Origin of the sequence: Microbacterium sp. NPDC089696, from assembly GCF_044749125.1 — a bacterium.
Lineage (GTDB): Bacteria > Actinomycetota > Actinomycetes > Actinomycetales > Microbacteriaceae > Microbacterium.
Genome location: NZ_JBIVHF010000001.1, coordinates 1,361,891 through 1,378,714 on the forward strand (window position 1 = coordinate 1,361,891; position 16,824 = coordinate 1,378,714).

19 protein-coding genes are annotated in these 16,824 nt (G+C 71.1%); 6 read left to right on the forward strand and 13 right to left on the reverse strand.

The features are described 5' to 3' along the window. Positions 1-10: 10 nt before the first annotated feature. Positions 11-259, forward strand: coding sequence for a DUF4190 domain-containing protein (locus ACIPY8_RS06695; RefSeq protein WP_400816315.1), 249 nt, complete (start codon positions 11-13; stop codon positions 257-259). Positions 260-294: 35 nt separating this feature from the next. Next, positions 295-1,959: an ABC-F family ATP-binding cassette domain-containing protein gene (locus ACIPY8_RS06700; protein ID WP_400816317.1), complete on the forward strand. Its 1,665-nt coding sequence runs from the start codon at positions 295-297 to the stop codon at positions 1,957-1,959. A gap of 1 nt (position 1,960) precedes the next feature. On the opposite strand, the gene ACIPY8_RS06705 is transcribed toward ACIPY8_RS06700, so the two are convergent. The 3 genes from ACIPY8_RS06705 to ACIPY8_RS06715 form a co-directional block, all read right to left on the reverse strand. Beyond that, positions 1,961-2,305 (reverse strand): LysR family transcriptional regulator, encoded by a 345-nt coding sequence (locus ACIPY8_RS06705; RefSeq protein ID WP_400816319.1) that lies wholly within the window; start codon positions 2,303-2,305, stop codon positions 1,961-1,963. A gap of 127 nt (positions 2,306-2,432) precedes the next feature. Beyond that, positions 2,433-2,729, reverse strand: coding sequence for a Fe-S cluster assembly protein HesB (locus ACIPY8_RS06710; RefSeq protein WP_050721463.1), 297 nt, complete (start codon positions 2,727-2,729; stop codon positions 2,433-2,435). A gap of 77 nt (positions 2,730-2,806) precedes the next feature. After that, on the reverse strand, positions 2,807-3,316 hold the full coding sequence (locus ACIPY8_RS06715) for a GNAT family N-acetyltransferase (RefSeq protein ID WP_400816321.1): 510 nt from the start codon (positions 3,314-3,316) through the stop codon (positions 2,807-2,809). Between the two features lie 103 nt (positions 3,317-3,419). Between ACIPY8_RS06715 and ACIPY8_RS06720 the strand changes: the two genes are divergently transcribed. Then, complete coding sequence (locus ACIPY8_RS06720) at positions 3,420-3,962, forward strand: Dps family protein (protein WP_400816323.1); 543 nt, start codon at positions 3,420-3,422, stop codon at positions 3,960-3,962. Between the two features lie 12 nt (positions 3,963-3,974). Here ACIPY8_RS06720 and ACIPY8_RS06725 read toward each other — a convergent pair whose 3' ends face one another. Beyond that, positions 3,975-4,496 (reverse strand): DUF6328 family protein, encoded by a 522-nt coding sequence (locus ACIPY8_RS06725; RefSeq protein ID WP_400816325.1) that lies wholly within the window; start codon positions 4,494-4,496, stop codon positions 3,975-3,977. A gap of 69 nt (positions 4,497-4,565) precedes the next feature. Here ACIPY8_RS06725 and ACIPY8_RS06730 point away from each other — a divergent pair, with 69 nt between their 5' ends. Next, positions 4,566-4,766 carry a hypothetical protein gene (locus ACIPY8_RS06730; protein WP_400816327.1) on the forward strand — a complete coding sequence of 67 codons (201 nt, stop codon included), beginning with the start codon at positions 4,566-4,568 and terminating at the stop codon, positions 4,764-4,766. Here ACIPY8_RS06730 and ACIPY8_RS06735 read toward each other — a convergent pair. After that, entirely contained in the window at positions 4,733-5,332 is a 600-nt protein-coding gene (locus ACIPY8_RS06735) for a 1-acyl-sn-glycerol-3-phosphate acyltransferase (protein ID WP_400816329.1), read from the reverse strand. The genes ACIPY8_RS06730 and ACIPY8_RS06735 overlap by 34 nt on opposite strands. Before the next feature lie 84 nt (positions 5,333-5,416). Between ACIPY8_RS06735 and ACIPY8_RS06740 the strand changes: the two genes are divergently transcribed. Beyond that, positions 5,417-5,560 (forward strand): hypothetical protein, encoded by a 144-nt coding sequence (locus ACIPY8_RS06740; protein ID WP_400816331.1) that lies wholly within the window; start codon positions 5,417-5,419, stop codon positions 5,558-5,560. Between the two features lie 27 nt (positions 5,561-5,587). Here the strand turns inward: ACIPY8_RS06740 and ACIPY8_RS06745 are convergent, their stop codons facing one another. Next, entirely contained in the window at positions 5,588-7,063 is a 1,476-nt protein-coding gene (locus ACIPY8_RS06745; RefSeq protein WP_400816333.1) for an MDR family MFS transporter, read from the reverse strand. A 179-nt stretch (positions 7,064-7,242) separates the two neighbouring features. Here ACIPY8_RS06745 and ACIPY8_RS06750 point away from each other — a divergent pair, with 179 nt between their 5' ends. After that, entirely contained in the window at positions 7,243-9,294 is a 2,052-nt protein-coding gene (locus ACIPY8_RS06750) for an ABC transporter ATP-binding protein (protein ID WP_400817665.1), read from the forward strand. Between the two features lie 19 nt (positions 9,295-9,313). On the opposite strand, the gene ACIPY8_RS06755 is transcribed toward ACIPY8_RS06750, so the two are convergent. The 7 genes from ACIPY8_RS06755 to ACIPY8_RS06785 are packed head-to-tail and all read right to left on the reverse strand — an operon-like array spanning position 9,314 to position 16,632. Beyond that, positions 9,314-10,087, reverse strand: coding sequence for an SDR family NAD(P)-dependent oxidoreductase (locus ACIPY8_RS06755; RefSeq protein WP_400816335.1), 774 nt, complete (start codon positions 10,085-10,087; stop codon positions 9,314-9,316). 20 nt (positions 10,088-10,107) lie between these two features. Further along, the gene (locus tag ACIPY8_RS06760; RefSeq protein ID WP_400816337.1) at positions 10,108-11,055 is read right to left on the reverse strand and encodes a glycosyltransferase family 2 protein; all 948 of its coding nucleotides are present in this window, start codon (positions 11,053-11,055) and stop codon (positions 10,108-10,110) included. Between the two features lie 41 nt (positions 11,056-11,096). Next, positions 11,097-12,236 (reverse strand): cysteine desulfurase family protein, encoded by a 1,140-nt coding sequence (locus ACIPY8_RS06765; protein ID WP_400816339.1) that lies wholly within the window; start codon positions 12,234-12,236, stop codon positions 11,097-11,099. A gap of 4 nt (positions 12,237-12,240) precedes the next feature. Further along, a complete protein-coding gene (nadC, locus tag ACIPY8_RS06770) occupies positions 12,241-13,092 on the reverse strand; it encodes a carboxylating nicotinate-nucleotide diphosphorylase (RefSeq protein WP_400816341.1) in 852 nt (283 codons plus the stop codon). After that, positions 13,092-14,585 carry an L-aspartate oxidase gene (nadB, locus tag ACIPY8_RS06775; RefSeq protein ID WP_400816343.1) on the reverse strand — a complete coding sequence of 498 codons (1,494 nt, stop codon included), beginning with the start codon at positions 14,583-14,585 and terminating at the stop codon, positions 13,092-13,094. Before nadB ends, nadC begins: the two co-directional genes overlap by 1 nt. After that, positions 14,582-15,919 carry a quinolinate synthase NadA gene (nadA, locus tag ACIPY8_RS06780; protein WP_400816345.1) on the reverse strand — a complete coding sequence of 446 codons (1,338 nt, stop codon included), beginning with the start codon at positions 15,917-15,919 and terminating at the stop codon, positions 14,582-14,584. The genes nadB and nadA overlap by 4 nt, the downstream gene beginning before the upstream one ends. Beyond that, entirely contained in the window at positions 15,916-16,632 is a 717-nt protein-coding gene (locus ACIPY8_RS06785; protein WP_400816347.1) for an NUDIX hydrolase, read from the reverse strand. Before ACIPY8_RS06785 ends, nadA begins: the two co-directional genes overlap by 4 nt. Positions 16,633-16,824: the final 192 nt, after the last annotated feature.

A 16,824-nucleotide genomic window follows, 5' to 3' on the forward strand; every position in this document is an offset into this window, starting at 1 on the left:
CTGTGAACTCGTGACCCAGATCGCCGCGCCGCCGCGGACCAACACCCTCGCGATCATCGCCTTCATCGCGGCCTTCGCCATGCCGCTCGCCGGAGTCATCCTCTCGGTGTTCGCTCGTCGCCAGCTCGACCATCCCGGGAACGTGGAGACGGGGCGTGGACTCGTGCGGTGGGCCATGGTGATCGGCATCCTCGGCACGCTCGCGCAGGGCCTGTTCTTCGTGTTCTGGTTCACGATGTTCTTCCAAGCCGTCGGCTGATCCCCGAGAGGTCGCGTGGCTGAGAGGATGGTCTGATGACCGCCACCCTCGTCGCCCACGACCTCGCCGGGGGCCACGGCCACCGCATCCTGTTCGAGGGGCTCGACCTGACCGTCGCGCCGGGCGACGTGCTCGGCGTGGTCGGGGCGAACGGCGCCGGGAAGTCGACGCTGCTGCGCCTGCTCGCGGGCGTCGACGCGCCGATGTCCGGCACCGTCTCGCTCGCTCCGGCAGACGCCTTCGTCGGATGGCTCCCACAGGAGCACGAGCGCGTCGACGGCGAGACCGTCGCGCAGTACATAGCCCGTCGCACCGGGTGCGCGGAGGCGACGCGACGCATGGATGCCGCAGCCTTGGCACTCGCCGATCCCGCACTCGCGCCCGAGGGCGTCGATCCCGCTGATGCGTACTCGGAGGCCCTCGACCGGTGGCTCGCGAGCGGCGCCGCCGATCTCGACGACCGCATCCCGGTCGTGCTCGCCGACCTCGGTCTGCCCGGCGGCGCGGAGTTCGCCGCGGAGGCCCGGATGACGGCTCTCTCGGGCGGCCAGGCGGCGCGCGTCGGCCTCGCCGCCCTGCTGCTCTCGCGCTTCGACATCGTGTTCCTCGACGAACCCACCAACGACCTCGATCTCGACGGCCTCGACCGCCTCGAATCGTTCGTGCGCGGACTGCGCGGCGGCGTCGTGCTCGTCAGCCACGACCGCGAGTTCCTCGCTCGGAGCGTCACCCGCGTACTGGAGCTCGACCTCGCACAGAACTCGCACCGGATCTACGGCGGCGGGTACGACGCCTATCTCGAGGAACGCGCGGTCGTGCGCCGCCACCTCCGTGAGAAGTATGACGAGTTCGCCGAGAAGAAGGCCGACCTCGTCGCCCGCGCCCGCACGCAGCGCGAGTGGTCGAGTCAGGGCGTGCGGAACGCCATGAAGAAGTCGCCCGACAACGACAAGCTGCAGCGCAAGGCGTCGATGGAGTCGAGCGAGAAGCAGGCGCAGAAGGTGCGCCAGATGGAGAGCAGGATCGCCCGTCTCGACGAGGTCGAGGAGCCCCGGAAGGAGTGGCGTCTCGAGTTCACGATCGGCTCAGCGCCGCGCTCCAGCAGCGTGGTGTCGACGTTGAGCGGTGCGGTGGTGCGGCAGGGGGAGTTCACCCTCGGTCCGGTGACGTTGCAGGTCGACGCCGGGGATCGCATCGGCATCACGGGCCCGAACGGCGCCGGGAAGTCGAGCCTCCTGCGCACACTCCTGGGTCGCCAGGCCCCGACCGAGGGCACGGCGAGCCTCGGCAGCAGCGTGCAGATCGGCGAGATCGATCAGGCCCGATCGCTCCTCGACGGCGACGCGGTGCTCGCCGACGCATTCGAGGCGCTCGTGCCGGAGATGTCGTCCGCCGACGTGCGCACGCTCCTCGCGAAGTTCGGGCTCAAGGCCGACCACGTCACACGCTCGGCCGGCGGTCTGTCACCCGGCGAGCGGACCCGCGCCGCACTCGCGCTCCTGCAGGCCCGCGGCGTGAATCTGCTCGTGCTCGACGAACCCACGAACCATCTCGACCTGCCGGCGATCGAACAGCTGGAGCAGGCTCTCGAGACCTACACCGGCACACTGCTTCTCGTGACGCACGACCGGCGGATGCTCGATGCGGTGCAGACGAACCGGCGATGGATCGTCGAGGGCGGCCAGGTGACCGAGCGCTGACTCAGCGCCCCTGGCGCTTCTTGTAAGGCTTCGGCTGGCCCTTGACGATCGGCGCGCGACCCTTGCCCTTCGACGCCTTGGCCTTGCCGCCGGCGGGAGCGACGTTCTTGGGCGCGGGCGGGGGAGCGGCCGCGACGGCGGCCTGCGCCTCGACGAGGAACAGTTCTCCGACGCTGGTCAGGCGCGGTGTCCCCTCGCGGTTGATCAGGGTGTGCCCGACCTCGGCCTCGAGCTTGTCGAGCGAGGTGTAGAGCGAGGCGAGCGGGATGCCGAGCTGCTCGGCGGCGCGGGGGAAGTGGAGCATCTCCGCGAGGACGACGTAGCGACGCAGCAGGGCGATCTTCATGCGGGGCGTTCCTTCTCGGACGGGACGATCGGTCGTGACTCGTCTTCCAACCTACGCGAGCGAGGTCCGCGCCCGGACGCACGGATGCCGCGGCTCACCGAGCCGCGGCATCCGAGACGACGGGGCGTCAGGCCTGAGGGAGGACGGCGAAGGACACGGAGCCCTCGTCGTCGACGCCGGCGTCGAGGATCTTGTCGTCGAGGGCAGCCGCGGCCGTCTCGTCGAGGAACAGGCGCGTGCCGGACACCTCCACGACCTGGTCGGCCGGCTCGGGGTCGGGGGTGACCAGGACGGCCAGGCGAGCGCCGCCGTCGGGTCCGGGGGCGGGCGTGGAGTGGATCCGGAGCCCGGCGTCGGCGGCGTCGGTCTGACGGCTGACGAGAGTGTTGACGATGGCGGTGGCGTTGTCGGTGAGGGTGAGCATGTGCTGTCTCCTTCCGGTTGCGAACACGAGGCGAGCGCGACGTGTCCGGGCCACGATTCCGAACCTCGGTGCGAGGTTCAACCCGACGCGCCCGGTTCGGAGGGTTCTCCCACCGGATGCAGAGGTTTGCGCAGGAAGACCTGATCGGTGCCGTCGCTTTGGGGCACGCGTGTGCTCTCCGAGTACCCGAGCTTCTCGTACAGCCGGATGTTCGCCTCGCTGAGGCTTCCCGTGAACAGCTCGGCGACCTCGGCGGACGAACGCCTCTCGGCCGCGTCGAGCAGCGTCCGCCCGATGCCCTCGCCCTGCGCATCCGGTGCGATCGCGATGCGGCCGATCAGCAGCATCCCCTCGCTCTCCTGGTACCGGATCGCGCCGACGAGCCGCCCGTCGATCCGCGCACCGAGACCCTGACCCGCCCGTAGCTCCGCCTCGACCTCCGGGAGCGTCTGGGTGAGCGGCGGCATGTCGGGACTGCCGTAGACGAGCGCCTCCGAGACGAACGCGGCGCGCTGCAGCGTGAGCACCTCTCCGGCGTCCGCCGCCGTGAGCGGCGCGATGTCGATCTGCGGGTTCTCCTGTGTCATCCGTACCTCCGCCCGCCACGATCGGGCCTTCGCCCGATCACTGTCAACCCCCTCGGGCCGCTGCGCGCGAAGCGACTATCGTCGCGGCTCAGGAGGACACATCATGGCTGAGAAGAAGACGACCACCGGCGGCGCGAACACGAAGCGCGGAGCCAAGACCACCCGACGCCAGAACGCCGAGAAGGGGTTCACGGCGTCGCCCACGCTGGCGGCCAATCTGCAGACCGTGCTCGTCGATCTGATCGAACTGTCGCTGCAGGGCAAGCAGGCGCACTGGAACGTCGTCGGCCGCAACTTCCGCGACACGCACCGCCAGCTCGATGAGATCATCGAGGCCGCCCGCACGTTCAGCGACACGGTCGCCGAGCGCATGCGCGCGCTCCACGCGGTGCCCGACGGACGCACCGACACGATCGCCGAGACGACGTCGCTGCCGGCGTTCCCGATGGGCGAGGTGTCGACCGAAGACACCATCGACCTCATCACCGCACGGCTGGAGGCCGCGATCGGGACGATGCGCGACGTCCACGACGCGGTCGACGAGGAGGACCCGACCTCCGCGGACATCCTGCACGCGGTGCTCGAGAGCCTGGAGCAGTTCGCCTGGATGGTTAGTGCGGAGAACCGCACACCGGCTCGGAGCTGAGACCGATCGACCTCAGCTCTGCTTCGCTTCCTTCGCCCGACGGACGATTGTGGGCAGCGCCATCCAGAAGATCAGCACCACGACGATCGAGGCGATGAGCGCGACCAGCCCGGCCGTCCTGCCCACGGTGAAGTCGATGATGAGAGTGGTGACGCCGACCGTGAGGGCCGCGATCACGATGAGGTCGATGCGGACGATGCGGGCCGCGATCCGTACGAGCTGCGGCTTGCGGCGGCGGCCGAACAGGGCACGGTGCATGCCGACCGGGGCGAGTGCCAGAATGGTCGCGAGCGCGGCGAGGCCCACGAGCACCACGTACACGTCGCGCTGGAAGGCGTCCAGGTCCTCGAACCGGGGCTGGAACGCGACCGCGAGGAGGAAGCCCGTGAGGATCTGCGTGCCGGTCTGCATCACCCGCAGCTCCTGGAGCAGCTCGTCCCAGTTGCGATCGGCACGCTCGTTGGGCGTCTCGTCTCGGCCGTCGACGCGGTCGTCGCGCTCGATCGGATGCAGGGGGCGCTCTTCCGGGTCCATGCGGTCAGTCTCCCCGGCCGCGTTGCGTCGTGTCCAGAGGCTTGACTCCCGTCTGCGGGAGGCGGGCTCGTGACGGTCCCGCCGATCCGGGAGTGGTGGTCGCAGTTGAGCGACGAGGCGCGGCTCGATGTCTTCGAACACGCGCCGCACCTCGGGGAGATCGCTCGTGGCGAGGTCCGCGAGATCACCGGGGCGGTCGTCGGCATGGCCGAGACCCTCGACGAGGACGACCTCGACTACGCGCGATCGGAGACGGAGAAGGGCGTCTGATCCGATTCTTCGCGCAGCCTCGGCTCGCGGCGGAACTCGGGGCGCACACCGGACTTGTCGGCGTAGAACGCGCGGATCCGGTCCATGTCCGCCACCACGTCGCCGGTCAGGTCGAGTGTGGGTCCGAGCCCGGTCGTCATGGTGTTGCGGTCGACGTAGCCCAGCGTCACCGGCATCCCCGTCGCTCGGGCGATGCGGTAGAAGCCGGACTTCCAGTGCGAACCGCTGCGCCGGGTGCCGTCGGGGGTGATCACGAGTCCGAAGACGTCACCGGCCTCGACCTGCGCCACGACATCGTCCACCACCCGTGCGGGATCGGCGCGGTCGACGGGGATGCCGCCGAGGCGTCGCATGATCGGACCGCGCCATCCGCGGAACAGGCTGTTCTTGCCGAGCCACCGGATGTCGACGCCGAGGCGCCACGCGATCGCCAGCATGAGCACGAAGTCCCAGTTGGAGGTGTGGGGGGCGCCGATCAGCACGGTCGGCCGCGTCGGAACGGCCTCGACCGTGAGGGTCCAGCGGCTGAAGGCCCAGTACACGCGGGCCAGGGATCGGGTGAGCATCCGTCCACCGTACGGGAGTCCGCTGTCCGCGCGCTGGCACGCGTGATCGACGACACGCGTCGCCGACAGGCGTACCATCGAAGGATGGCTACGACACAGGAACCCGCAGAGCAGGACACGCCGAGCGCGCTGTCGACGCTTCCCGGCACCCTGAACCTCCTCGAGGGAGAGGCCGCCGGATACTGCAGCGGCGGCGTGTGCCACTTCCCGGCGCCCAAGGCACCCTAGGAGCGCAGCACGCCGCCGCCGCCGAGGTCAGTGCCCGACGTGGGCGCCGCTCGGCTCCTCGGCCGGCTTGCGGACGAACGCGCTCAGCGCCACCGCCGCGAGCGAGATGATCGCCGCGATGAGGAACGCCATGCGCGCACCAGGTGCACCGGCGACCGCCGTCGACAGTCCCTCGTCCTCGCCCGCGTGCAGGATCGACGAGTACGTCACCGTCAGCAGTGCGACACCGGCGGCGCCGCCCACCTGCTGCAGCGTGTTCAGCACCGCGGAGCCGTGCGAGTACAGCGAGCGGTCGAGCGAACCGAGGGACGCCGAGAACAGCGGGGTGAACGACATCGCGAGCCCCACCGACATCGCGGCCTGCACGAGGATGAGCACCAAGAACACGGTGTGCTCGCCGACCGTCGAGTAGAAGAACAGCGCCGCGGAGACGAGGATCGTGCCGGGGATCAGCAGCGGGCGGGTGCCCTTCGCGTCGTAGATCCGCCCCATGATCGGACCGAGCAGACCCATGAGCACGGAACCGGGTAGCAGCACGAGACCGGACTCGAGGGCGTTCAGACCCGCGACGTTCTGCAGGTACTGCGGCAGCAGGGTGAGCGTGCCGAACATCGAGAGCGCGAGGATCGTCATGATGACGACCGAGAACGTGAAGTTCACCGAACGGAACACGCGCAGGTCGAGCAGGGCGTCGTCGACGCGCTGCAGCACCAGCTGACGCCATACGAACAGGGCGAGGGCGATCGCGCCGCCCACGAGAGCGGAGATGCCCACGGCCTCGCCGGAGCCGCCGTGGCCGCCGAACTGGCTGAGGCCGAACACGATGCCGCCGAAGCCCAGGGCGGCGAGCGGGATCGAGAGCACGTCGAGGGGGACGACGCGCGTCTCACCGAGGTTCGTCATCCACTTGGCGCCCATCGCCAGCGAGACGAGCGCGATCGGCAGGACGATCGCGAACAGTGCACGCCAGTTGAGCGTCTCGAGCACGGCGCCCGCGAGCGTCGGGCCGATCGCGGGGGCGAGCGAGATCACGAGTCCGACGCGGCCCATCATGCGTCCACGCGACTGCGGCGGCACGACGTTCATGATCGTCGTCATGAGCAGCGGCATCATGATGCCGGTACCTGCGGCCTGGATCACGCGACCGACCAGCAGCACCGTGAAGCCGGGGGCGACCAGGGCGACGAGCGTGCCGAGCGAGAACGCCGTCATCGCGGCGATGAACACCTGACGCGTGGTGAAGCGCTGCAGGATGAACCCGGTCGTCGGGATCACGACGGCCATGGTGAGCATGAAGGCGCTCGTGAGCCACTGACCGAGCTCCGGAGGGATGCCGAGGTCGGCGTTCAGGTGCGGGATCGCGATGCCCATCGTCGTCTCGTTGAGGATCGCGACGAAGGCGGCGACGAGGAGCAGCCAGATCACGCGCATGTCGCTGCGCGCGATGCCTCCCGAGGTGACGGCAGGGGGCGTGGTGATGGAACCGGTGTCGACGGCAGACATGCGGCGGCCTCCTAGGCGCGGAGAAGAAGGGAGGGTGCGCAAGTGCGCGGGGACCATTCAGCGTAACGGCGACATGGGACATTTCATTCCGGATCCGGACGAATCCGCTCACAGCGGACGGTCAGGATCGGCGATCGCACCCTGATGTCGCCACCGCTGACTACGCTGACGACATGAGCATGGGTGGGATGGGCGGCGGTCGCGGCGGAGGCTTCCGCGGGGTCGACGAGGCCGCACAGCGCAAGCTGAACGCCGAGGCTCCGCGCATCAACGGCCTCGGCGCGCGGGTCATCGCGCTGTTCCGTCCCTACCGCTGGCGCATCTTCTGGACCGGCCTGCTCGTGGTCGTCGGCGCCGCCATCGCGGTGATCCCGCCGCTCATCGTGCAGCGCATCTTCGACGACGCGCTGTTCCCGGTCGACGGCGGCGGCCCGCAGGTGCAGCTGCTGCTGTGGCTCGTGCTCGCGATGATCGGGCTCTTCCTCTTCTCGGCGGTGCTCGGCGTCGCCCAGACGTGGCTCACCTCCACGGTCGGCAACAGTGTCACCGGCGATCTGCGGGTGCGGCTGTTCGAGCACCTGCAGGCGATGGAACTGGGGTTCTTCACCCGCACCAAGACGGGTGTGATCCAGTCGCGACTGCAGAACGACGTCGGCGGGGTGTCCGGCGTCCTCACGAACACCGTCACGAGCATCCTCGGCAACGTCGTCACCGTGATCGCCTCGCTCGTCGCGATGATCCTGATCGACTGGCGACTCACCCTGATCGCCGTCGTGCTGATGCCGTTCCTCATCATCGTGCAGCGCCGCGTGGGCCAGGTCCGCGCGCGCATCGCCGGCGAGACGCAGGAGTCGCTGTCGGAGCTCACGTCGATCACACAGGAGACGCTGAGCGTGTCGGGCATGCTGCTCTCGAAGGCCTTCAACCGTCAGCGCACCGAGTCCGAGCGGTACCAGGCCGAGAACCGCAATCAGGTCAGGCTGCAGGTGCGCCGAGCGATGAGTGGTCAGGGCTTCTTCGCCGTGGTCCAGGTGCTCATGGCCAGCGTCCCCGCGGTGATCTACCTCGTCTCCGGGTACCTGATCGCCGGCGGCGCGGGCGCGATCACCGCGGGGACCATCGTGGCCTTCACGACCGTGCAGGCGCGCCTCCTGCAGCCCCTCATGGGTCTGATGCGCGTCTCGCTCGACCTGCAGACCTCCTCGGCGCTGTTCGCCCGCATCTTCGAGTACCTCGACCTCGTCCCCGAGATCCGCGACGCTCCCGACGCGATCGACGTGTCACGCGCACCCGGTCCGCGAGGGCGCATCGAGTTCGACGAGGTCGTGTTCCGCTACCCGGATGCCGCGCCGGACGCCCGACCGACGCTGCAGGGCGTGTCGTTCGCGGCCGAGCCGGGTCAGCACGTCGCGTTCGTCGGCCCGTCCGGTGCCGGCAAGACGACCGTGCTGTACCTCGCGCCGCGGCTCTACGAGGCGCACGGCGGTGCGGTGCTCTTCGCCGGGGCGGACGTGCGCACGCTGACGCAGGAGTCGATCATCGACCAGGTCGGCATCGTCTCGCAGGAGACCTACCTCTTCCACGCCACCATCCGCGAGAACCTGCTCTACGCCAAGCCCGACGCCAGTGAGGCCGAGATGATCGCGGCGTGCACCGCTGCGAACATCCACCACATCATCGCCGGGTTCGACGAGGGGTACGACACGATCGTGGGCGAGCGCGGATACCGCCTCTCCGGGGGAGAGAAGCAGCGCATCGCCATCGCCCGGGTGCTGCTCAAGGACCCGCCCGTGCTGCTGCTCGACGAGGCGACCTCCGCTCTCGACACGGTGTCGGAGCGCGTGGTGCAGGAGGCGCTCGACGAGGCCGCGAAGGGACGCACGACGCTCACGATCGCGCATCGGCTGTCGACCGTCATGGGCGCCGATGTGATCCACGTGCTGGAGGCCGGGCAGATCGTGGAGTCGGGCACGCATGCCGAGCTGCTCGCCCTCGGCGGGCTCTACGCGGAGCTCGCAGCGCAGCAGGTCGCCGCCTCGCGCGTGCTCGACACCGAGGCGGAGATCGAGGAGACGGTCACGGGAGGCGTGGAGGCTGCCCTGTCCGAGCGCCGCGCGGATCGCGCCCCGGAGGGCTCGGTCAGTGAAGACGCCGTCGCCACCCTCACGGCGGGAGTGCCGCTGCTGGACGCTCCTCGCGAGGACGAGCGGGTGTACCCGAACGAGGCCTGAGGCCCGTCGGCCGCGCCGATCAGTGCACCGAGAGGCCGCCGTCGACGAACAGCGAGTGCCCGGTGACATACGCCGATCCCGCACTCGCGAGGAAGACCGCCGCGGCGGCGAAGTCCTCGGGCAGCCCGTTCCGGCCGATCATGGTCCGCGCGGCGAGGGCGGCGATCTTCTGCGGATCCTCCTGGAGACGCGCGTTCAGAGGTGTGAGCACGAAGCCCGGCACGAGCGTGTTGCTCGTCACGCCGGTGCCGCCCCACGCCTCGGCCTCCGAGCGCATCAGCGATTCGACCGCGCCCTTCGACGCGCCGTAGACACCGCTCGACACGAACGCCCGGTGCGCCTGCTGCGAGCTGATGTGAATGATCCGTCCGTAGCCGCGCTCGGCCATGCCGACGCCGTAGCGCTGCCCGAGCAAGAAGGGCGCCAGGGCGTTCACCGTCATGGTCGCGTCCCAGTCCTCCTCCGTGATGTCGGCGTACGGCGGTCGGATGTTGATCCCCGCGGAGTTCACGAGGATGTCGGGCTCGCCGAACGGCTCGGTCGCCGCCTCGGCCAGGGCGTGGATTCCCGCGCGCGAGCCGAGGTCGCCCACGACGCCCGCGGCGGTCGCCCCGGCATCCTGCAGCTCCCGCACGGTCTGCGAGACGCGTTCCTCACCGCGCGCGACGATCACCGTCGACGCGCCGGCCCGGGCGAGCGCGGTGGCGATGCCCCGACCGATGCCGGAGCTGCCCCCGGTGACGACGGCGGTGCGTCCGCGAAGCGAGAACAGGCCTGCGAGATAGTCGTCCACGGGGTTCCTCGGGGGTCGGGTCACCACGCGAGCGCGGCGACGAGTGCGGGGTCGGGGGAGACGTCGGCGAACTCGGGCAGAGCCTGCACCTCGGCGACGAACCCGTCGACGGCCGCCGCGTAGGCGGGGTCGGGATGCGTGCGAGCGATGTCGATCAGCGGCGGCACGTCCATCGCGAGGATCAGGTCGAGGCGCGCTGTCACCGCGGCGTGAGCGCCGGCCTCGCGCAGCACGCGGATCCCGCCGCGCAACGCCGCGAGGTAATCGCGCAGCACCGGCAGCCGGGCCTTGCCCTGCGTGATCGAGGTGCCGTCGGCGCGCACGCGCCAGTGCACCACGACGTCGGGGATCACGTCGAAGGACCGGGCCCGGGTGTAGAGCTGCTGCGCGACGACCTGGTCCTCGTACGCGACGCCCTCGGGGAACCGCAGGCCGGTCCACAGCTCGGTGCGGCTCACCTTCGACCAGGCGACGATGTTCGCGCTCGCCGCCGGGTGCGCGAGGAGGGTCGTACCGTGACGCTCCGGATCCGTGGCCGCCGCGACCCACGGCTGCACGCGACCCGGCACGTAGCGCGAGCCGTCGAAGCGCGACCGCACGTAGGCGCCCGCCACCAGATCGCTCCCCGTCCCGGCGAGCGTGCCGGTCAGGCGCTCGAGCGCGTGCGGGGTCAGCTGATCGTCGCCGTCGAGGAAGCCCAGGAGCGGGGTGTCGACGAGATCGAGCGCGGCGTTGCGAGCGGCGCCGAGGCCGCGGGACGCCTCGTGAGCCAGCACACGGAATCGCGGGTCGTTCCGGGCGGCATCGGCGAACACGGCGCCGGTCTCGTCGGCCGATCCGTCGTCGACGAGCACCGCGCGCCAGCGGGTCTCGGACTGGGCACGCAACGAGTCGAGGGCGGCGGGGGCGAACGCGGCGATGTCGCGGCCGGGGACGATCACGGTCACGATCGGGTCGGAAGCGGTCACCCGGTCGAGTCTAGGGCCGGCGCCGGGCGGGGGAGCGGTGGTCAGATGCCGGAGGCCGCGCGCACCGCGTCGGCGACGATCGCCGCGAGCCGCTCCGGCGCGTCGTCGGGCAGTGCCTCGCGTCCGAACGTGAAGCGCACCGAGGTCTGCGCCACGTCGGGGTCGACGCCGCAGGCGAGCAGCACGTGCGAGGGCTCCCCGCTGTCGGCGGCGCACGCCGAGCCGCTCGACGACACGATCCCGCGGCGTTCGAGCTCGAGCAGCACGGTCTCCCCGTGCACCCCTGCGAAGGTGAAGCTCGCGCATCCGGGAAGTCTCCGCACCGGATCGCCCGTGACGGCGGCGTTCGGCACCGTGGCGAGCACCGCCGCCGTGAAGCGCGCCGTCGCCGCGCCGACGCGCTCCTGCACCGCATCCTGCTCGTCGGCGGCGAGGTCGAGCGCGGTCGCGAACGCCACGGCCCCGGCGACGTTCTCGGTGCCCGACCGTCGGCCGCGTTCCTGCCCGCCGCCGTGCAGGAGAGGCTCGAGCGGGACGCGACCGCGCACCGCGAGGACGCCGATGCCCTTCGGGGCGCCGATCTTGTGCCCGGCGAGACTGAGCGCATCCGCGCCGAGCGCATCCAGGGGCAGCCACCCCGCCGACTGCACGGCGTCCACGTGCAGCGGCACACCGGCGTGCTTCGTGACCGCGGACAGGGCGAGGACGTCCTGCACCGTGCCGATCTCGTTGTTCGCGTGGCCGATCGACACGAGCGCGGTGTCGTCGCGCAGCGCCGCGCGCAGGTGGTCCGCGGCGATGCGGCCGGCGGCGTCGACCGGCAGGGTCGTCACCTCGACACCGTGGAAGCGCCGCAGGTACTCCGCCGGTTCGAGAACGGACTCGTGCTCGATCGGCGACACCACGACATGGCGCCGACGTCGGTCCAGGGCGGCGAGAACGATCCCCTTGATCGCGAGGTTGTTGGACTCGGTGCCGCCGCCGGTGAAGATCACGTCGCCCGCACGGAAGCCCAGCCTCCGCGCGATCCGCGCCCTGGCGTCTTCCAACGCCTCCGCCGCGGCCTCGCCGACCGTGTGGTGGCTCGACGGGTTGCCGAAGACACCCGTGAGGTACGGGAGCATGGCGTCCCGCACCTCGGGGCGGAGGGGCGCGGTGGCGGCGTGGTCGAGGTACAGCATCCGCTCAGTCGATCCGCACGTCCAGGCCCAGGTCGAGGGCGCGTGCCGAATGGGTGAGGGCGCCGACCGAGATCACGTCGACACCCGTCGCCGCGATCCCCGCCACGGTGTCGAGGTCGACTCCGCCCGAGGCCTCGACCTGGGCGCGGTCGCCGATCAGCGCGACGCCCGCGCGGAGGTCCTCGAGCGAGAAGTTGTCGAGCAGCACGGTGTGGGCGCCACCGGCGAGGACGGCGTCGATCTGGTCGACCCGGTCGACCTCGACCACGACGTGCGCGGTGTGGGGCAGCTGCCGGAACGCCTCGCGGAGAGCGGTCGCGAGATCCCGTCCGGAGCGCTGCAGCACGGCCAGGTGGTTGTCCTTGGCCATGACGGCGTCCGACAGCGAGGAGCGGTGGTTGTGGCCGCCGCCGGAGCGGACGGCATGACGTTCGAAGGCCCGCAGCCCCGGTGTCGTCTTGCGCGTGTCGGCGATGCGTGCCGCGGTGCCGTCGATCGCGTGCACGAACGCCGCGGTCAGCGTCGCGATCCCGCTCATGCGCTGCGTGAAGTTCAGGGCGATGCGCTCGGCGGTGAGGATGCTGCGGGCGCTGCCCGACACCGAGGCGAGGACATCGCCCGGAGCGAACTCGTCGCCGTCGCCGACGTGCACGTCCACCGAGACTCCCGGATCCGTGAGGGTGAACGCGGCGGCGAAGACGTCGCCGCCGCTGAAGACGCCCGGCTCGCGAGCGACGAGGTCGGCGGTCGCGGTCGAGTCGGCGGGCAGCAGCGTCGCACTGGTGAGGTCGCCCCACGGGGCGTCCTCCTCGAGCGCGGCGCCGACGACGCGGGTGATCAGAGCGGGGGTGAGCATCAGACGGTCTCCAGGACGGGGGTGGCGAGGTCGCGGGCGGGTTCGCGGTAGTGGGCGCCGATCGGCTCGACCCGCGCGAGTGCTGCGGATGCCGTGGCTTCCGCGACCCGCAGGAGCGAGGCGTCCTCGTGCTCGGCGACTGTCTGCGGCGGCGGGGTCCGCGCGATCCAGGCGCGCAGGGCCGCGAGCGCTCGCCGCAGGCCGTCGTCGGTGCGGAGGAGCCCGACGTCGTCCCACATCAGCCGCTGCAGCGCCGCGCGGCCGAACGGCGCAGGCCGGGGATCGGGGGCGACGTCGGGAGCGGCGACGCGCGACGGGGAGGCCACCGGTCGCCAGGACTCGTTCAGAGCCGCGGCCGCTCTGGCGCCGAACACGGCCCCCTCCAGGAGCGAGTTCGACGCGAGCCGGTTCGCCCCGTGCACCCCGGTGCGTGCGACCTCGCCGACCGCGAACAGGCCGGGGATCGTCGTGCGTCCGTCGAGGTCCGTGACGACCCCGCCCATGAGGTAGTGCGCGGCCGGCGTCACGGGGATCGGCTCGTGCGCCCAGTCGAGGCCTCGCTGCCGCGTGACGGCGTCGATCGTGGGGAATCGCCGCACGAGCGCCTCGGCGCCGAGCGCGGTCGCGTCGAGGCGCACCGGAGAGCCCTGCTCGGCCGCGCGGCGCGCGAGGGCGCGGGCGACGACGTCGCGCGGTGCGAGCTCGCCGTCGGGGTGGGTGTCGAACACGAAACGGCGGCCGTCGTCGTCGATCAGCGTCGCGCCCTCGCCGCGCACGGCCTCGGAGACGAGGAACGGGTCGCCGACCGCGAGCACGGTCGGGTGGAACTGCACGAACTCGAGGTCGCACACCGCGGCACCCGCGCGGAGGGCCGCGGCGATCCCGTCTCCGGTCGCGCCCGCGGGGTTCGTGGTGTGCGCGTAGAGCTGCCCGGCTCCGCCGGTGGCCAGGATCACGGCCTCGGCATCGATGTCGGACACGGCACCGTCTACGAGCAGTCGGACACCGCGCACGCGCTCGCCGGAGAGCATGAGGTCGACGAGCAGCGCTCCTTCCCTGATCTCGATGTCCGACTCACGCACCGCCCCGATCAGAGCGCGGGAGATCGCCGCCCCCGTGGCGTCGCCGCCCGCATGGACGATGCGCGCATGCCGGTGCGCCGCCTCGCGGCCGAGCAGCAGCCGACCGTCGGGGGAGCGGTCGAACGCCACGCCCCGCGCGATGAGCTCGGCGATCCGGGCACCGGCATCCTCGACCAGCGCCTCCACCGCACGCGGGTCGGACAGGCCCGCTCCCGCGTCGAGCGTGTCGGCCGCGTGCTGCTCCGCCGAGTCGTCGGGGCCGTACACGCCGGCCACGCCGCCCTGCGCGAGCGGAGTGCATCCGTCGCCGAGCCGTCCCTTCGTGGCGATCACGACGCGGTGGCCGCTCTCGTGCGCGTGCAGCGCGGCGGTGAGACCGGCGATGCCGGACCCGACCACGACGACGGTCATCGCACGCCCGCCGCCATGCGCGGCTTCGCCGCCAGCATCCGCTCGAGAGCGACGCGCGCCGGGTCGGCCACATCGGCGGTCACCGTGATGCGATTCGGCGTGCGGCCGGCGACGAGCTCCTCGAGCACCCACGCGAGGTAGCCGGGGTGGATGCGGTACATCGTCGAGCACGGGCACACGACCGGGTCGAGGCAGAAGATCTCGTGCTGGGGGAACTGCGCGGCGAGGCGACGCACGAGGTTGATCTCGGTGCCCACGGCGAAGGTCGTCGGCTCCTCGGCGGCGGCGATGGCACGGCGGATGTAGTCGGTCGAGCCGGCCTCGTCCGCCGCATCAACGACCTCCATCGGGCACTCGGGGTGCACGATCACGCGCACGCCGGGGTGCTCGGCACGGGCCTGGTCGATCTGCGCGACCGTGAACCGACGATGCACGGAGCAGAACCCGTGCCAGAGGATCACCCGGGAGTCCTCGAGCTCGGCCGCGGTCGAACCGCCGAGCGCGCGACGGGGATTCCACATCGGCATCTGCTCGAGCGGCACGCCCATGGCCTTGGCGGTGTTGCGACCCAGGTGCTGGTCGGGGAAGAACAGCACCCGACGTCCGCGCTCGAAGGCCCATTCGAGCACGGTCTCGGCGTTGGACGACGTGCACACGATGCCGCCGTGCCGGCCGACGAAGCCCTTGATCGCGGCGGAGGAGTTCATGTACGTGACCGGGATCACGGGCACGCGCCCGTCCGCGTCCTGCGCGTCGAGGTCGCCCAGCACGTCGGCGAGCTGCTCCCAGCAGTCCTCCACCTGATCGATGTCGGCCATGTCGGCCATCGAGCACCCGGCCGCGAGGTTCGGCAGGATCACGGCTTGCTCGGGGCCGGAGAGCAGGTCGGCGGTCTCGGCCATGAAGTGCACGCCGCAGAACACGATCGCCTTGGCATCCGTGCGTCCCTTCGCGGCGGTCGCGAGCTGGAAGGAGTCGCCCACGTAGTCGGCGTGCCGCACGACCTCTTCGCGCTGGTAGAAGTGACCGAGCACGACCACGCGGTCACCCAGTTCGGCCTTCGCGGCGCGGATCCGCTCGTCGAGCTCGTCCTCGTCGGCCTCGCGGTACTCCGCGGGGAGCTCGCCCTGGCGCGGCGCCCCGGTGGGGATCACGTCTCCCATCGACGACCCGGGGCCGTAGCCGGGGCGCGTGTCGAAGTCCCAGGGGCCGACCGCGAGGTCGGTCGCGCAGGTCTCGTCGGTCGAGGCGCCGCTCACGATCGCCTGGATCGCGTGGTCGACGGAGGCGTCGAGCGGAGGGACCGGCGGGGTGGGGACGAAGGTGATGCTCATCGGATGCTCGTTTCCTCGGGGCCGAGCGGGCCGTGATCGGCCAGCTGGAGGTCGGTGTCGTATCGGTACAGGCGGGCGGGGCGGTGGCTGCCGGTGCGGAAGCGGTCCGTCGGCAGCAGCGCGCCGGCGGACTCGACCTGCCGTCGGAAGTTCGCCGGATCGAGAGTGCGCCCGAGGATCGCCTGGTACGCCTCACGCAGCTCGGCCAGGGTGAACTCGGCCGGGAGGAAGCCGTGCGCGACGCGGCTGTAGCCGACCTTGCTCCGCAGACGCCACAGGGCGTAGTCGACGATCTTGTCGTGGTCGAAGGCGAGGGAGGGGAGGTCGGTCAGGTCGAACCAGCTGACGTTCTCGGGAGCGAGGCCGGAGGCGCGGTGGGCGGCGCTCTGCGCGTCGACCTCGTCCTGACGCAGCAACGCCCAGTACACGATCGAGACGACGCGCGTGGGGGAGCGGTCGACGGCACCGAAGGCGTAGAGCTGCTCGAGGTAGCTGGGTGTGAGGCCGGTGGTCTCGGCGAGCGTCCGTGCCGCGGCGTCCACGGGCGATTCCGTGGTCGTGAGCCATCCGCCGGGGAGTGCCCACTGGCCCTCGTAGGGCTCGCGCGTCCGGCGCACGAGCGGCAGGGCAAGCACGGGGTCGCCGTCGCCGGTGCGGCGCAGCGTCAGGATGACCGTCGACACGGCCACGTCGATGTCGCGACTTCGAGTCATGTGCACCTTAACCTCCCGCATCGATCTTAGTGTCACCTCGACCCTTAGTGCCACCGTGTGACGACTCGGCGCCGTCGAGTCCGAAACGTTATGTCCTGCCGCCGAGAACCCTTGTTCGCGCGAATCGGGTTTGTTAGGTTACTGTCCTAACAAACCCCCACGGGGGCTTGCCCGAGACCCCCGCCCGGGGAT

Coding starts and splice junctions, on each gene's coding strand:
- ACIPY8_RS06700 (WP_400816317.1), top strand. CDS start 295: ATGACCGCCACCCTCGTCGCCCACGACCTCGCCGGGGGCCACGGCCAC.
- ACIPY8_RS06705 (WP_400816319.1), bottom strand. CDS start 2,305: ATGAAGATCGCCCTGCTGCGTCGCTACGTCGTCCTCGCGGAGATGCTC.
- ACIPY8_RS06710 (WP_050721463.1), bottom strand. CDS start 2,729: ATGCTCACCCTCACCGACAACGCCACCGCCATCGTCAACACTCTCGTC.
- ACIPY8_RS06715 (WP_400816321.1), bottom strand. CDS start 3,316: ATGACACAGGAGAACCCGCAGATCGACATCGCGCCGCTCACGGCGGCG.
- ACIPY8_RS06720 (WP_400816323.1), top strand. CDS start 3,420: ATGGCTGAGAAGAAGACGACCACCGGCGGCGCGAACACGAAGCGCGGA.
- ACIPY8_RS06725 (WP_400816325.1), bottom strand. CDS start 4,496: ATGGACCCGGAAGAGCGCCCCCTGCATCCGATCGAGCGCGACGACCGC.
- ACIPY8_RS06735 (WP_400816329.1), bottom strand. CDS start 5,332: ATGCTCACCCGATCCCTGGCCCGCGTGTACTGGGCCTTCAGCCGCTGG.
- ACIPY8_RS06740 (WP_400816331.1), top strand. CDS start 5,417: ATGGCTACGACACAGGAACCCGCAGAGCAGGACACGCCGAGCGCGCTG.
- ACIPY8_RS06745 (WP_400816333.1), bottom strand. CDS start 7,063: ATGTCTGCCGTCGACACCGGTTCCATCACCACGCCCCCTGCCGTCACC.
- ACIPY8_RS06750 (WP_400817665.1), top strand. CDS start 7,243: ATGGGTGGGATGGGCGGCGGTCGCGGCGGAGGCTTCCGCGGGGTCGAC.
- ACIPY8_RS06765 (WP_400816339.1), bottom strand. CDS start 12,236: ATGCTGTACCTCGACCACGCCGCCACCGCGCCCCTCCGCCCCGAGGTG.
- nadC (WP_400816341.1), bottom strand. CDS start 13,092: ATGCTCACCCCCGCTCTGATCACCCGCGTCGTCGGCGCCGCGCTCGAG.
- nadB (WP_400816343.1), bottom strand. CDS start 14,585: ATGACCGTCGTCGTGGTCGGGTCCGGCATCGCCGGTCTCACCGCCGCG.
- nadA (WP_400816345.1), bottom strand. CDS start 15,919: ATGAGCATCACCTTCGTCCCCACCCCGCCGGTCCCTCCGCTCGACGCC.
- ACIPY8_RS06785 (WP_400816347.1), bottom strand. CDS start 16,632: ATGACTCGAAGTCGCGACATCGACGTGGCCGTGTCGACGGTCATCCTG.